Annotated in this window: 13 protein-coding genes; 6 read left to right on the top strand and 7 right to left on the bottom strand. The window is 50.0% G+C overall.

The window, feature by feature from the left end; translation table 11 throughout:
- Positions 1-34 precede the first annotated feature (34 nt).
- The 3 genes from murB to P9L94_02050 all read right to left on the bottom strand — a co-directional run bounded on the left by murB (position 35) and on the right by P9L94_02050 (position 2,220).
- The gene (gene murB, locus P9L94_02040; GenBank protein ID MDP8242832.1) at positions 35-970 is read right to left on the bottom strand and encodes a UDP-N-acetylmuramate dehydrogenase; all 936 of its coding nucleotides are present in this window, start codon (positions 968-970) and stop codon (positions 35-37) included.
- Positions 967-1,530: a hypothetical protein gene (locus P9L94_02045; protein ID MDP8242833.1), complete on the bottom strand. Its 564-nt coding sequence runs from the start codon at positions 1,528-1,530 to the stop codon at positions 967-969. Before P9L94_02045 ends, murB begins: the two co-directional genes overlap by 4 nt.
- 72 nt (positions 1,531-1,602) lie before the next feature.
- Positions 1,603-2,220, bottom strand: a complete 618-nt coding sequence (locus tag P9L94_02050; GenBank protein MDP8242834.1) for an adenylate kinase — start codon at positions 2,218-2,220, stop codon at positions 1,603-1,605.
- 217 nt (positions 2,221-2,437) lie between these two features.
- Between P9L94_02050 and P9L94_02055 the strand changes: the two genes are divergently transcribed.
- Together P9L94_02055 and P9L94_02060 are read left to right on the top strand one after the other, a co-directional pair.
- Positions 2,438-3,382: a cation diffusion facilitator family transporter gene (locus P9L94_02055; protein MDP8242835.1), complete on the top strand. Its 945-nt coding sequence runs from the start codon at positions 2,438-2,440 to the stop codon at positions 3,380-3,382.
- Positions 3,379-3,741 (top strand): cupin domain-containing protein, encoded by a 363-nt coding sequence (locus P9L94_02060; GenBank protein MDP8242836.1) that lies wholly within the window; start codon positions 3,379-3,381, stop codon positions 3,739-3,741. Before P9L94_02055 ends, P9L94_02060 begins: the two co-directional genes overlap by 4 nt.
- Here the strand turns inward: P9L94_02060 and P9L94_02065 are convergent.
- Entirely contained in the window at positions 3,738-4,367 is a 630-nt protein-coding gene (locus P9L94_02065) for a prepilin-type N-terminal cleavage/methylation domain-containing protein (GenBank protein MDP8242837.1), read from the bottom strand. The two genes, P9L94_02060 and P9L94_02065, sit on opposite strands and share 4 nt — an antisense overlap.
- Before the next feature lie 203 nt (positions 4,368-4,570).
- Between P9L94_02065 and P9L94_02070 the strand changes: the two genes are divergently transcribed.
- Both P9L94_02070 and P9L94_02075 read left to right on the top strand, forming a co-directional pair.
- Entirely contained in the window at positions 4,571-5,521 is a 951-nt protein-coding gene (locus P9L94_02070; GenBank protein MDP8242838.1) for a hypothetical protein, read from the top strand.
- A 179-nt stretch (positions 5,522-5,700) separates the two neighbouring features.
- Positions 5,701-6,111: a secondary thiamine-phosphate synthase enzyme YjbQ gene (locus P9L94_02075; protein MDP8242839.1), complete on the top strand. Its 411-nt coding sequence runs from the start codon at positions 5,701-5,703 to the stop codon at positions 6,109-6,111.
- A 105-nt stretch (positions 6,112-6,216) separates the two neighbouring features.
- On the opposite strand, the gene P9L94_02080 is transcribed toward P9L94_02075, so the two are convergent.
- Positions 6,217-6,972 carry a YdcF family protein gene (locus P9L94_02080; protein MDP8242840.1) on the bottom strand — a complete coding sequence of 252 codons (756 nt, stop codon included), beginning with the start codon at positions 6,970-6,972 and terminating at the stop codon, positions 6,217-6,219.
- A gap of 204 nt (positions 6,973-7,176) precedes the next feature.
- Here P9L94_02080 and P9L94_02085 point away from each other — a divergent pair, with 204 nt between their 5' ends.
- A complete protein-coding gene (locus tag P9L94_02085) occupies positions 7,177-8,835 on the top strand; it encodes a glycosyltransferase family 39 protein (protein MDP8242841.1) in 1,659 nt (552 codons plus the stop codon).
- A gap of 240 nt (positions 8,836-9,075) precedes the next feature.
- Here the strand turns inward: P9L94_02085 and P9L94_02090 are convergent, their stop codons facing one another.
- On the bottom strand, positions 9,076-11,214 hold the full coding sequence (locus P9L94_02090; protein MDP8242842.1) for a hypothetical protein: 2,139 nt from the start codon (positions 11,212-11,214) through the stop codon (positions 9,076-9,078).
- Between the two features lie 775 nt (positions 11,215-11,989).
- Here P9L94_02090 and P9L94_02095 point away from each other — a divergent pair.
- Positions 11,990-13,282, top strand: a complete 1,293-nt coding sequence (locus P9L94_02095) for a hypothetical protein (GenBank protein MDP8242843.1) — start codon at positions 11,990-11,992, stop codon at positions 13,280-13,282.
- Positions 13,283-13,359: 77 nt separating this feature from the next.
- Here P9L94_02095 and P9L94_02100 read toward each other — a convergent pair whose 3' ends face one another.
- Complete coding sequence (locus P9L94_02100; protein MDP8242844.1) at positions 13,360-14,010, bottom strand: hypothetical protein; 651 nt, start codon at positions 14,008-14,010, stop codon at positions 13,360-13,362.
- Positions 14,011-14,013: the final 3 nt, after the last annotated feature.

Here is a 14,013-nt window from a genome sequence, read left to right on the forward strand (position 1 = left end):
CCATCAATGTAAGTACTCACTTACCGGATGAACCTTACTTTAGGTATTGAACTTCGCGTTCGAGTTTGATGTTAAATTTTTCGTTGACCCGCTCAGCCATTTGCTGCGCCAGTTGGTTCACGTCGTCACAGGTCGCCCCGCCTAAATTGATGATGATATTGGCGTGTTTGTCGAACACGCCCGCATTGCCGACGCGCATTCCCTTCACGCCCGCTTCATCTAAATACTTGCCTGCGGGGGTTCTCCATCCGCCGGGTTCGGCGGGCGGTAAGTTCTTAAAAAACGACCCAGCGGACGGCTCATCGACGCCAGGGTGTTTGACTTCGCGCTGCTCTTTGATTTTCTTAATGTTTTCAAGCAGCGCCTCATCGTCGCCGGATTCAAATTTCCCCAAATAAGCCCCGAGCAAAATATCGCCGCGTTTGCGCGCTTCACTGTTACGATAGGTAATTCCCAACGACTCAACGGGGACATTCTCAATGCCGCCGTCCTTACGAAGTACGCGGGCTTCCAGCACAAATTCATGTACCAGGTTTCCAAACGCGCCCGCGCCGCCGACAATGGCGCCGCCGATCGAACCGGGGATGCCCGCCGCAAATGTAATATCCGCCCAACCGCGCTGCGATGCGTCGGTGACAAACTGGTCGAGATTGTAGCCACCGTCTACATGGACGGTGAAATCATCATGCCAATGAATTTCTTGCGTCTTATTCACGACGACCAGGCCCTTGAGCCCTGCGTCATCAATCAACACGTTGGAACAGCCCGCCAGAAAAATAAAGCGAAGCCCTAACTCATTCGCCGCCCGATAGGCCGCGATCAGTTGGTCTTGCGAAGTCGCTTCCAAAAAGAACTCCGCCGGGCCGCCAATTTGCAACGTCGTGTACGGGGCGAGCGGAACCTGGGTTCGCAGGCCGTCTCCCAACGCGTCGCGTAATGTTTGTTCGATAGAAGAAACGCAATCGGTCATTCTAAACTCAAGCGCAGCCACGAGCCGTCATAGACGTCGTGCTGGTCATACAGCATCCCTTTCGGCGACTGCTTTATTTCTTCGACCAGCGCCGTCAGCTCAGCCTGTTTGTCTTTGAAGTCGCGAAACGCCAGTTGAATCGCGCCCACAGCTACAGAGGTCACCAACAACGGAACCGGCAGTCGGAGTTTATTGGAGTGGATCACCAAGTACCCAGGCGCGGCGTTCGCATCTTTAGGAAGATTTTTTTTCACAACTTCGAGCCGGTATTTTTCAGATTCGTTTTCAATGGAATCATCAACGCGAAGCGACTCGACCAAAGTTGTAATCGTCGCCAAATCGAATCCGCTGTCTTTGATTTCCGCGCTCCATTTATCGGGCATTGCGTTGACAAAGGCTTTGGCGAGAGCAACCGTCATCGTGGCGTGAGACACAATAGGCGAAGCCGAGTTGATTTCTTCAAATGAAACGAGAAGCTGCGACGTAGGGGTTTCCTGCGCCGCAGCAATAAATGAACTAGTGCAAAATACGACGAGACAAAGCCAAAAGCGAATCTTCATAAGCGCCTGCGTTCTATTCGAATCGTTACGGGAATTACTTATTATAGACGAAATCAAACGCCGCGCATGGCGTTAGGCTAACTTGGCGTTTTCCACCATGATTGGTTTCAAGCGGCCGAATACGTCTTCCGGTGATCCAACGCCGTCAAATGAAAACAGGTTGCCGTGTTTTTTGTAGTAATCTTCTAGCGGGAAGGTTTTTTCTTTCCACACGCGCATACGTTCACGGATCACGTCTTCGTTGTCGTCGGGGCGTTTTTCGGCGCCTTGTCCGCGCTTGAGCAAGCGTTCGATGAGCAATGATTCGGGAACTTCCAGGTTTAACATGCCGACGAAATACAAACCAAGGTCTGAAAGTAGATCGTCCATCATTTCCGCCTGGCCAACCGTACGGGGGAACCCGTCTAACAAGACGCCCTTGGGTTTGCCCGCTTCACGAAGAACATCTTGCAACTCATCGTGAACCATCGTTTTAATCATTTCATCAGGAACCAGTTCGCCGCGTTGCATCAAATCTTGGGCGGCGGCGGCGTTCTCGTCGCCGCGGGCCAGCGCATGACGAAAAATGTCGCCCGAACTCACATGCAAAAACCCCAAATCGGATTTGATGAATTCAGCCTGAGTGCCTTTACCGCACCCCGGAGGTCCAAGGATGGAAAATGTCGGAATAGATTGGGATGTATCTGTCATGGGTGTTCGTCCTTTCGTGGAATGTCACGATGATTGATTACGATTTTCTTTGATCGAGTCAGAAAATCGCTATTATGCATTATTCTATTATAAGCCTACACATTGTAAGAATTTGGGCCAATTTTCAAAGGGATTCGTTCATCATTTTTTGAATTGAAATTAAAGGCTTCGTAGGCGCAGTCGAAAACGATACAGTATTTGCCGGGAGATTTTTTGTATGGACCAGCATTCGCAGTCTGAGTTTTCTTATACCGGGTCAGTCGAAGGCCGCGCCATGTTGCTGTCTTTATTTATGGCGGTGATAATTATTTTTATCAAAGGCGCGGCTTACTTCCAATCAGGATCGCTCGCCATTTTTTCGGATTTCATCGAATCCGCCATCCAACTCCCCGTTATCGTATTCGCCGCTTATTCACTCTCATTAAAACACCGCCCGCCGGATGAAAACCACTTGTACGGCCATGGAAAAATTCAATTTATATCGGCCGCGCTTGAAGGCGGACTCGTCATTGCGGCGGCGATGTTAATCTGGTATGAAACAGGAGTAGCCATCGCGCACGGCTATGAATTAGACGACATGAAGCTCGCAGCCGTGTTTTCTATCATCGCGGCAGGCTTGAATGGCTTTGTCGGGTGGTATTTGATCCGTACCGGCAAGCGGGTGAATTCCTTCATTCTGATTGCTGACGGCAAGCATATTCTCTCCGATTTCGTTACCACCGCCGCCACGCTCACTGGCGCCGTCTGCGCCTGGCTGACGGGATGGATCGTCCTAGACACGTTGGCCGCGATTCTTGCAGGCGCGTATATCCTGACCGTCGGGCTAAAGCTTGTACGTCAATCGGTCGGCGGCCTGCTTGATGAGGCTGATTCAGATGTTGACCGCATCGTACGCAAAGTTCTTAAAGTCGAGTCGGAAGAACACAGTTGGGATTACCACGCGCTGCGGCACCGCTCAGAAGGCGACAAACATTGGGTAGAGTTGCATCTCGTCTTCAAGCCGGATGTCTCGCTTGATGAGGCGCACGACGAAGCCAGCCATTTAGAAGATGAACTTCGCCAAGCACTCGACCAACCCGTTACGGTAACAACGCACCTCGAGCCAGAAGGCAAAGAAGCCGATAAAGACCCGCACGCCGAAATCAAGGAGACGCCGTCATGACAACGGAAAATAAGCGATTTATGGTTCGATATGAAGAAGAAGTCGAAACCGAAAAAAGCACCTGCGGCTGGCGAAAGCGACTGGTTTCACGAGAAGATAAAACGCCAGCGTACCTACACACCGTTCATATTAATGGCTCAAAGGCGCATTACCACAATCGGGCGACTGAATTCTATTATGTGTTAAATGGCGAAGGCTCCATCACATTGGATGGGGCCTCGTTTCCATTAAAAAAAGGGATGTTGATTCAAATTGATCCGGGTTGCGTCCATTCATCCGAAGGCGACCATGAAGTGCTGGTAATCGGCATTCCTGACATCGCTGAGGATGATATCTTCTTTACGGACGACGCCTCTTAAAATCCCCAAGGATTGTCGCGGAAATACTGGTCGTAGTATTTTTCGCCCTGGCTGTTGCTCGAATCGCGGAACTTCCAGACATGCCACATGTCGCCATTGCTGGCGACCCCGTTAGACGCATTATACGCAATCGACAATAGGTCAGGGTGCCAGTCGCCGCTGTCAAAATCCGGTCCCGCTGCGGCTAAGAGTCCAAACACGCCATTGGGAGAATTGGCGCATCCCCAATCTTCATACGAATAAAAAACGCCATTGCCGAATGGATCAATAGGTATTGATCCCATATAATTGACTGGCGTTGTCAATGGCAGATATATTTGTCCATTGAAGTGGTTATCGCCTTTCAATACAGACAGCCCGGCGTCAATTGGCTTTTTCCCGAAGAATGAGCCTTCAAAACAACATTCGTCTTCGCCGCCGCAGTCATTGCCATCAACCAGCCATAAGTTGGTATCGAGGTTCCTCATTCGCACCACATCACGCAATGAACGTATGTCGGATTGAGAACGTGCAATCTTGGCCCGGACTTGAGCATTGAGGAAATTCGGCACGGCAATCGCCGCCAAAATTCCAATGATTGCAACAACGATCAACAGTTCAATTAATGTAAATCCACGTGTTTTCATTTCACCCTCACATTAGAAACCGGTTTGATTTGTTTTGGAAAATTCATGATGAGGAGAAACTATAAAGAACTTTTGTTAGGCCTACATTACAATGAATCACAAATAAATTCTACAAAAAATATAAACTTTCGATTGATTTTTTGGCACAGAATCTGCTTTTTATCCTCTCGACAGTACCTTTATTGATATGAGGAGCGGTAAAAATGGGTGATTCAAGCTATCCAATCGGGCAAAATGTTCCTGCGGGAAGTTATAGCTCGTATCCGGCGCGGGCGACCAGAGCCCAAATTAATTCTCAGGCGGCTTCGTTTCAGTCGATATTGAGCCAGCAACAGCAACCGACAAACAGCGCCCCGACATCAACGATCGCACAGTCATCCGCCCCCATCTCCAGCGCACTGCCGCCTCAGTTTCAAAAAGAAACGCTGGAACTGATGGAAAACATGCCGCACCGGATGCAGCCGGGAGAGAATTTTCAAGACAAAATTCTACAAAGCCAACGCGAATACCAAAGCATGAAGGCCGCGAAATCTGAGCCGCAGCCAGCAACACAACAACCAACCGCGCCGCAGCAGATCGCCAGCGGCCCGACCTCCGCGTTTAATTCCGCGTTTGGGCAATCGTTCTCCGCTGCGCCGATTGGGTCGTCGCCTTTGCCTGCGGAGACGCTCTATTCCCAGCCGATGCAAGGCCAATTACAACCCGTGATCGAACCGGCCCGAAACGATAATCCTTTGCTCAACTCGAATACAACAGCGCCCAGCCGCGTGATGTGGTCAGAGGATTCGGCTTCTATCACGACGCAAGCCAGCCAAGCGCAAACCAGCGCGACAGGAAATGAAAAAGGCGTGAGTGAATCGTTCTTCGGCTTCTTTAAAAACGTCGCCAGTTTTGCGACGCTGGGATTCTACCGCCCGAATAACGAGCCAGCGCCAAGCGGATTGATGCGCGCAGCGTATCCATTCAAAAAATTATTGTGGGATGCGCCCAAGTCATTGATTGTTGATACGCCGACCAGCATTGCCAACAGCGTAACCAACAGCATGAACGCCAAGCAGCCCGATCAACCACAATTCGCGCAAGCGACGGAAACCAGCAGCCGTTCGAGCCGCCGTTATGCGTCATCGAAGCCATGGATGCACGCGCGGGCATAAACAACTCTTTTCAGCAATACTGCTAGTAAGCGCCGTCTAACAACGGCGTTTTTTTATTACATCTCAATTTGGGGAGGGCGAGTCTCCGACGAGCCATTATGAACCTCCATCTTACAACGGCGCTTTTCACTTCACTTTATCATGTGTTAAGTTATAGAAACTTCGAAGAAGGGGCAGCCATGAAATCACATACCGAATATCTTTATTTTAGTACGCAAAAACGACGCGACTATATCAATATCACTCATACGGTTTCTGAAATTGTGACAAAGAGCGGCGTGCAAGAGGGCTTCGTCATGGTGTCCGCTATGCACATTACGGCGTCGGTTTACGTCAACGACGCTGAGAGCGGGCTGATCGAAGATATCGACGAATGGTTGGAGAAACTCGCGCCGTTCGCCGACTACCGCCATCACCACACAGGCGAAGACAACGGAGACGCCCACCTGAAAAGCTTGCTGATGCACCATCAGGTGCTGGCGCCCATCACCGAAGGCGCGCTCGACTTCGGCCCCTGGCAGCAGATTTATTATGCGGAATTTGACGGGCGCCGCCGCAAGCGCGTCATTGTAAAAGTCATTGGCGAGTAGAAGCCATCCTTTCGCTGCAAGCAGCATGGGTACAACTCTGCTCGCTTCCGTGCGGGCTTTTAGGCCGTAATTTTCAGACTCAATGTTTTTGAGACGGCTTCTCGATTATTCCCGGCCCAAGAGGCCTCTTAAGCGGTAGTAGGCGTATTTAATATACTCGTTTTGAACGTCTAGAATCCCATCCACGTCCGTCCACCAATTGCCCGCGCTTAATCCGGGTTCAGGCGCAGGGACAACTTGTACGCGAATGTCCGTATCCACTAACGCCCGGTCGAACACCCATTGCGCCCGGCTGGATTGAAAATAGCCCGACACAACCAGGGCGGATTTGGCGGAATTGGATTGCATCCATTGCTTCATGATTTGGGTTTCTTCATACGTGCTAAACACGGGCCGTTCGGTCCAGGCGATGACGCGCTGCGGCACGTTGTGATAATCAAACACCGCTTTGACCAAGCGTTGCTCCATCAAAAACAAATCACGATAGGGCGTACCGTCAGAAATTGATTGCGGAAGCATAACCAAAATGCGCGGCGCATAATTTTCCCGGTATAGTTTCGACGCCTGTTCGGCGCGGAAGGTATTTCCGCCCCCCAAAACGATAATCACATCGGCGGGCTGAATCTCTGTTTCATAGACGATCGCTTCACCCAAGGTGATGAGTATGGGCTTGCGAAAGGCGTATAATACAACCGTGATTGCCGCGACAACCAATAGCATCCACAGAAAAAATTTGAGGCGCGATTTCGAATGAGATGCGGGCGTTCCTTTGCGATACCACGCAAAGGGAGGCAACGGGACGCGATAGCGACCGCGTTTAGCGGATGGCGTCTGTTTTGGAAGTTTTAACCGCGCATTCATTATTCAGCCCAAAATTAACGAGAAAAAATGTATGAGTTCAAAAAAATAGAATGACTATTTTTCAAAGACATCGCCAAAAGCGACTTGATATTTGCGGCGCAATAACTGAATGGGGTTGGTTTTCAACGCCGCAGAGCCGATAATGAATTTAAAGCAATTCTGTTGCTAAGACGTTTATTATAACGGAAATACGTTAAATACAACATGAAAAATTCGACCGCAAACGAAAACGTGAATTCTCAACAAAGCGCCTCTCAGTCCGCATTTCATTTCTGCTCAGAAAAACGCCCAGCGATTTGCCTGTTTATTTTATGCGGCGTTTTGTATTTCACCTGGCTGAACGCGGAGCCGTTGCGGACCCACATCGAAGCGAACCGGGTGCAAGCCTCGTGGGAAATGCTGCATAGCGGCGACTGGGTGGTTCCTACATTAAACGGTGAATCGTATCTGGCGAAACCGCCCCTGCAATATTGGGTGATCTGTCTGCTTGCGCTGCCCTGGGGCGAAGTGACGACCTTCATCGCGCGGAGCCTGTCTGCGCTTTCTATTCTGTTTACGGTCTGGCTGCTCTTTCATTTAGCCAAGGCGCAACTCAACGCCCGCATCGCCTTTTTCGCCTGCGTGATCTTTGCGCTGTCTCCGCTTATTTTTGAAAAAGGCCCCCGCGCAGAACTCGAAGCGCCGCTCACCGTCGCCGTCGCAGCCGCTGTCTTCTGTTTGTGGAAAGCCTCTCAATCATCATGGATGCGTTGGACGCTTGCGTCCGGCCTCGCGCTTGGATGCGCCGCGCTCATCAAAGGGCCGGTTCCCTGGTTGATTTTTGCGACCGCTTGGGCGGGCTTGATGGTCGGGACAAGCAATCGAAAACAAGCGGCGCTCAGCGGAGCGCTAGCCGTTATCGTCTCCCTGCTCTGTCTGGCTCCGTGGGGGCTGGCGCTGTTATCGCGCTTCGGTTGGGAGCAACTGTACGAAACCTTGTATTGGGAAATTTTCGAGCGCACCGTCAGCGAGCGCGAAATTATTCAAGAGCCGTTTTGGTATTACATCAAATCATTGGCCAAAGGCTTGTTCCCCTGGAGCCTACTCGCGCCGGGGTTGTATTTTCTGCCGTGGCGGTCGCAACAAGGCCGGGCGTTTTTTTGCATGATCGTTGGTTGGGCGATTGGTTCAGCGTTATTGTTTAGTTTTTTTTCCGGTAAAGAAACCCGTTACCTGATTTCCACCTACCCCGCCTGGGCGCTTCTCTTGGCGTGGGGTTGGTCAGCCCTGCCGGCGGAAGGTTGGCCGAACGCCTATCGAAACACCATGGATTTTGCCGCCCAATGGATGCTGCCCGCGATCGTCTACGTAGGCGCACTGATCGTCATGCTCATTTTTCACCCCGCAACCACCTACGCCATCGCGTATCTATTTTATGGCTTACTCATCATTGGCGTGATGAACATCGGCGTCGCCGTCCGGCGCAACCGTCCCCGTTGGCTGCTATTCGCTTTATTCATAACGCTGCTCGGCTTCAAAGGCTTCTGGAGCGAGTCCTATATGAATGAACGGCAACACAGTTATCCTTACGCCAAAATGGGCCATGAGATCGCCGAGTATCTCAACGAGGGCGAGCCGCTGGTTAGCGTTGGCATCTATCGCGCGTTTGTACAATATCCAATCAAGCATCCATTTCAGCATGTGAGCGCCTGGGAAGAATTTAAAGCGCTTGAGCAGGATAACAAACTGGAAGGTCGCTATCTGTTAATCACCCAAAAAAAGATGCCGCTCGATGCCGTGCACGATTATCCCTTAATGAACCGCTGGCGCACGAAACGCAACGAGTTTCTGTTATTCAAGATTGATGGTTCGGTTGAGCCATAGCGCTGGTTTGACGACTCAACCGAGGTGTCATTGCGAGTGAGTGAAACGAGCGAAGCAATCTCATTATTCGAAAAACGAGATCGCTTCGCTGCGCTCGCGATGACACAACCAGGATTATCAAACTACAGCCTTCGCCTTAGAGCGAGAATTATTTTTCCTAAACCTGACAAAAGAAATCCCCCAGAGCGAGCGCCCTGGGGGAAGTTGTTTAACACAATAAAGAATCCAGTTGGTTTGGGTTTAGTACAACGCCCAATCCATGACTGGAGTACCGCTATCTGCTGGCAATGCCCAGATGTCATACAAGTTGAAGCCTGGGTTGCTAGCGCTTCGTGGTGGGTCAGCCAATTCCAATGTAACGGAAACAAGAACTTTGTCTGGATTGACAGGAGCCTTGTCTTCATTCACAGATGGGTCATTGGAGTTTTGGAAGTTGCTTTCGCCGCCGCCAAGACGATCCATGCCATCGATCAACTGACGTACATCAGCATACTGCCAGGAACTATCTGCTGGATCACGGAACCAGTCGTCAGCGTGAAGTGCAGTCTCTTCTGAACTGCCGTCATCGAAGTTGAGTGTAGTGATTAACTCACCAAACCCATTACCAACGGTCGCGGACATACGCAGTTCTCTGTAGTTCCCTGGAGGGACCACATCAAACGTGAAGGGACCGCGCTGTGTATCGTTTAACATGAACTTGACGGAGTTCTTTAATCCTTGTTCAAGAGCGGCATTGTTGTAAGGACCAAAGACGTGACCGTTCAAACCGCTCATGCGATCTGGCGGCAAACCGTTAGCAACAAAGATATTGGTGTTGTCGTCATAAATATAACCAGAAACGACGAGATAGTGGTCGTTGCCTTGGTCATGACCAAAACCAACGACGCCTGTTATACCATCTTCATACTTATCGAGGGAAATAACGTCCCAAACGGGTATTGCAGGATCACGATCTGGATTGTTAAAGGTCAAATCGACGCGACCAGCGCCAGCAGGCGGCAGTGCGGCGTCTGAACTGATCCAGATGTTGTCGAAGAAGGAAGAGCCAGCGGCTCCACCACGACGCAAGCGAAGTTCGGCAATATCAAGAATATCGTCATTACCCGGACCGCCTGCTAAATATGTATCCAAACGGTCGGTTTCATCTGGATTGACCCAGAGATAGACGCTGTCGTTTTGACCAGGCGTCGGATCCATATCGATACGAACCAGGAAGTGGTTCGGTACGGTATAATCGATATCCGTTAGGCTGTCAGCATCGGATAAATTGCCGATTCCACAGAACTCTGAATTGAAGGGTTTACCAATGAAACTGGATTCGCCGCCTTCTGAATCGTAAAGGGTCATACCAGACCAATGGTCGGCCGCAGGGCCTGTTTCTTGGTAGACGAACGAGATCCAAATATCGCCAGCGTTTTCAACTTCTCCTAACATCCGACTAACGCCATCACCTGCATCACCAGCGATTTCGACAGAATAACCGCCTGTGTTTAACTCTGGCGAGGGTTGATTCACAACAAGACCCGCTTCGAGGATCGTGGTACTCAATGCACTGGGTGAATTCGCGCCGGAAGCTGTCCATTCACTGGCCCAACCGGGGCCGCCGCCAACAGCAATCGCATCCAGACCCGTACCTTCAGATTCATCTAGATAGGAGAATGTTTCATAGGTATTGAAGGAACGGAAGGCAATACCCACATTTTGGAAGTAACCCGTTGCAATTTGACCATCTTCGTGTGAAGTAACGGCCATACCAACATATACAGGGTCTTGCATGTCGGGAACAACGTGGGTTTCGTGGAGAATTTCTTCTCCTGTTTCTGCGGAAATATAATAATAGTTGAAGGTGTTGCCACGGCGTTCTAACGCCATGGTATAGGTAGCGCCTTCAGCAAAAAATTCTTGCATTTGAGCGGCTGGAAGAATTAAATCGTCGCCGCTCGAATTAGCATCAGTGTCCTGCTCATCACGCCACTGCGCCATGTAGTCCAAGTTCGTCCGTATCAGACCAAAGGCAAAGGCGGAACCAGGGGTCAGGTTATTACGAACCATAAGACCCGCTTTCGCCCAATCTGATGCGCCAGGACCATTGTTAAGATCGACGCGACCGAAAATCTTGAAATCGCCTTCGGCTTCCATGTAGACATAATGAAATTCGTCAGCCGTTCCCCAGATATCCGCGCCGCTGGCTTGGATCTCATACTCATAAACCGCCGCATCGAAATCCCCGGGGCCAGTGTTAACTGCTTCGGCCGAACCGGCTGCGCCAACATCACCGATATCCGTACTAACATCGAAAGCGCCTAATTGAGCAAACGCAGGCGTGGCAATCAATAGAGCAAATGCAAAAACTAAAAAACTAGATTTTCTTTGTAACATAAATGCCTCCCAATGTGTTTTCCACATTAAATTATTCTGGTGAACAATAGAAATAAGGATGATGTCTATGAGCACAGATAGACATGTTGGGTTTGCATAGATGAAATTCTTAAAATGCTTGCATTTAAACAATAGATTATGGACTATGACTCATCCTACCCACAAAAAAATTCAAAGATTAATTCTCCCCGATATTCATCACCTCCCGATCACATCAACAACCATAGAAATATTCATTAGTAGGAAACTTAGCACATTTTAATATAAAATGCGCAAATAAGTCAAGTAACCATTTAACCGAATGAATTATTTTCCCCCAATACGCAGATACAAAACCGATTGATCTAAAAAATCCATCTAGCGATTTTTTTTGAACATTTGACCAAATGTAGCGTGAATTAACCCAAAAGATCGCAGGGATAATTCTACGGACGTGGCTATACAGGGATTCATTCGATGAACAGGTTGTCCCCATTGACTTTGGCGTGTTTTTTTTGTAATTTTTTCATGTCTGTATTATTTTATGTATGGGGATCTTGGCGGCTTTCTCACTTTTCTACTCTCTCATCAAACAGATCCTAAACATTGGCGTACTTTAATTTGGAGCAATACGTTTTCTTTTTGCCGTGCATTAGGCGAAGGGAGGTGGAGGCCAGGCTATACACATCTGATAGAAGCAATTCTTTCGTAATCCAATTTATTTGGAGCCATTATTTTTGAGACCAAAATTTGAAACTGTTTTGTTAGTAAATATATCTTTGGAGGCAGTAAGAATATGAAAAAAGCATTGATAGCCTTATCTGCAATTTTAGTCGTCTCGTCTGTTGCGACTGCGCAACACTTTGCTCTCGGCCCCGACTGGGTCGCCGGCCAAGGAACCTATGTGATCGTTGATGACGGCGGCAACCGCGTATTGGTTGGAGCAGCGACCAATGGCGCCGATCCCAAACACGCTTGGGTCAACCAACAATTTGGCAATTCATACACCGTCAAATGCGACGTTCGCATGGACTCTTGGGCAGATGCACAAGACCTGAGCCGCGCGGGTATCGCCGTTCAGATTACCCCTGACGGCGTTGCAACTGACGGCGGCGGCGATCGCGGCCTCAACTTGTTGCTCCACGACACTATCGGTAATGTCCAATTTTTGAGTGATAACCGTGCATGGGGTGACAACGCTGCATTCGCGTGGGAAGTTGGCGTGTGGTATACCTTCGAACTGTCGATTGACAACGGCGTTCTCAACGGAAGCATTATGACCACAGGCGGCGATGACGCTCTTGTCTTGGATGAATGGGTAGGCTTCGCTGGTGATACAGACCGCGTTGATGGATTTGCGGGAATTACGCCCAGCACCAAAGTTGGCTTGATGGCTTCTTATGATAACTTTGAAGTCTCATCCGGCGGCAATGTTGTCTTCTCAGATGACTTTGAAGGCACCGCACCAGTCAAAAACACGCTCGGCTTGAGCTCGGCCTGGGTCGGCGGCGAAGCGGGTTATTATGTGGTTGACGGCGGCCAGCTGTATGCCATCGCGACCAATGGCGTAGATCCAAAACACGCTTGGTACAAAGAAGAACTCGCAGGCGGCGCGACGATCACAGCCGATATCAATATGCTGTCCTGGGATGAAGACAATGACGCCAGCCGCGCTGGCCTCGCAGTCAACATTCAACCGAACGGCACAGCGCTTGACGGCGATCATGACCGCGGCAACAACATTCTGTTCCACCAGACTCTGGGCAGAACGCAATTCTTGAATGACTTACGCGGCTGGGGCCCGGAAGTGGCGATTGAATGGGTAACTGAAACCTCTTATCCCATGTCAATTTCTACAGACGGAACCAATCTCGTTGGCTCAATTGCTGGCTCAGAGCTGGCCTCATGGCCAATCCCTGATCCGCAAAATCGCGCTGATGGTTTTGCTGGCGTAACCGCATCAACCTTAACCGGTTTGATCGCGGCGTATGACAACGTCGTAATTAGTGACGCAGCAGGTAATGTGGTCTTTTCTGATGACTTCGAAGTGTTCGTTTCTTCTTCGAACGATTGGGAAGTCTACGAATAATTTTGTTTCATTCATTGAAACAACAAAGGGCGGTTGGAAATCCAACCGCCCTTTTTCTTTGCTTACATTATTCGATGCTATTTTACTTTTTCTACTTTTAAATCATCTATATAAATGGGGCGGCTCGAATAGGGCGTCGCCCAGGCGGTGGGCCTGCCGGAGATGGGTTCTTCCGTCGCGGCGAATTCAAGCATCCAGGCTTCCGGCTCTTTCTCGCCTTCCATCCAGGCTTTGCCCTGCACGCTCCACTTGCCGTCCGGCGACTTAAGCAACTGCATCACGATATGCGCCCATGCGCCGGATTTCCATTTGTAGGGCGACTTCGCCACAACGTCGTCTCCGAGATACAATTCGAGTGAACGCGACGCTTGATTGATGCGCAGTTTGTATCCCATCACGCCGCACAGCCCCACGCCGAAACGGGGATAGCGGCGCTTGACGTTTTCGCTGAGAAAACGCGCCGAGACGCGGATGTTTTCATATTCAGTCGGGCCGAACAAAAAGCCCATCGTGTTCAACGGCTGCCCTGGAAGCGTCAGCACCCGATTCTCTTCTTGTTGTTCAACCTGGAAGTCGCCTTCGAGAACCAGAAAATCCATTGGGGAATAACCAAGGTCTTCTTTCTCAAAATTCATCGCATATAACGCATTATCTTTTTCTTTCGGCTCCTCCGCCATCAGAGGCGCAGTCGATGCTGCGAGAAGACATAGTCCCGCCATCCATTTCATGGT

It is taken from the genome of Candidatus Hinthialibacter antarcticus (assembly GCA_030765645.1).
Taxonomy (GTDB): Bacteria; Hinthialibacterota; Hinthialibacteria; order Hinthialibacterales; family Hinthialibacteraceae; genus Hinthialibacter; species Hinthialibacter antarcticus.

Bases quoted from the DNA above. Each gene is read 5' to 3' on its own strand.
- P9L94_02100 (MDP8242844.1), bottom strand. From the start codon at position 14,010: ATGAAATGGATGGCGGGACTATGTCTTCTCGCAGCATCGACTGCGCCT.
- P9L94_02055 (MDP8242835.1), top strand. From the start codon at position 2,438: ATGGACCAGCATTCGCAGTCTGAGTTTTCTTATACCGGGTCAGTCGAA.
- P9L94_02050 (MDP8242834.1), bottom strand. From the start codon at position 2,220: ATGACAGATACATCCCAATCTATTCCGACATTTTCCATCCTTGGACCT.
- P9L94_02090 (MDP8242842.1), bottom strand. From the start codon at position 11,214: ATGTTACAAAGAAAATCTAGTTTTTTAGTTTTTGCATTTGCTCTATTG.
- P9L94_02075 (MDP8242839.1), top strand. From the start codon at position 5,701: ATGAAATCACATACCGAATATCTTTATTTTAGTACGCAAAAACGACGC.
- P9L94_02065 (MDP8242837.1), bottom strand. From the start codon at position 4,367: ATGAAAACACGTGGATTTACATTAATTGAACTGTTGATCGTTGTTGCA.
- P9L94_02080 (MDP8242840.1), bottom strand. From the start codon at position 6,972: ATGAATGCGCGGTTAAAACTTCCAAAACAGACGCCATCCGCTAAACGC.
- murB (MDP8242832.1), bottom strand. From the start codon at position 970: ATGACCGATTGCGTTTCTTCTATCGAACAAACATTACGCGACGCGTTG.
- P9L94_02070 (MDP8242838.1), top strand. From the start codon at position 4,571: ATGGGTGATTCAAGCTATCCAATCGGGCAAAATGTTCCTGCGGGAAGT.
- P9L94_02085 (MDP8242841.1), top strand. From the start codon at position 7,177: ATGAAAAATTCGACCGCAAACGAAAACGTGAATTCTCAACAAAGCGCC.
- P9L94_02060 (MDP8242836.1), top strand. From the start codon at position 3,379: ATGACAACGGAAAATAAGCGATTTATGGTTCGATATGAAGAAGAAGTC.
- P9L94_02045 (MDP8242833.1), bottom strand. From the start codon at position 1,530: ATGAAGATTCGCTTTTGGCTTTGTCTCGTCGTATTTTGCACTAGTTCA.
- P9L94_02095 (MDP8242843.1), top strand. From the start codon at position 11,990: ATGAAAAAAGCATTGATAGCCTTATCTGCAATTTTAGTCGTCTCGTCT.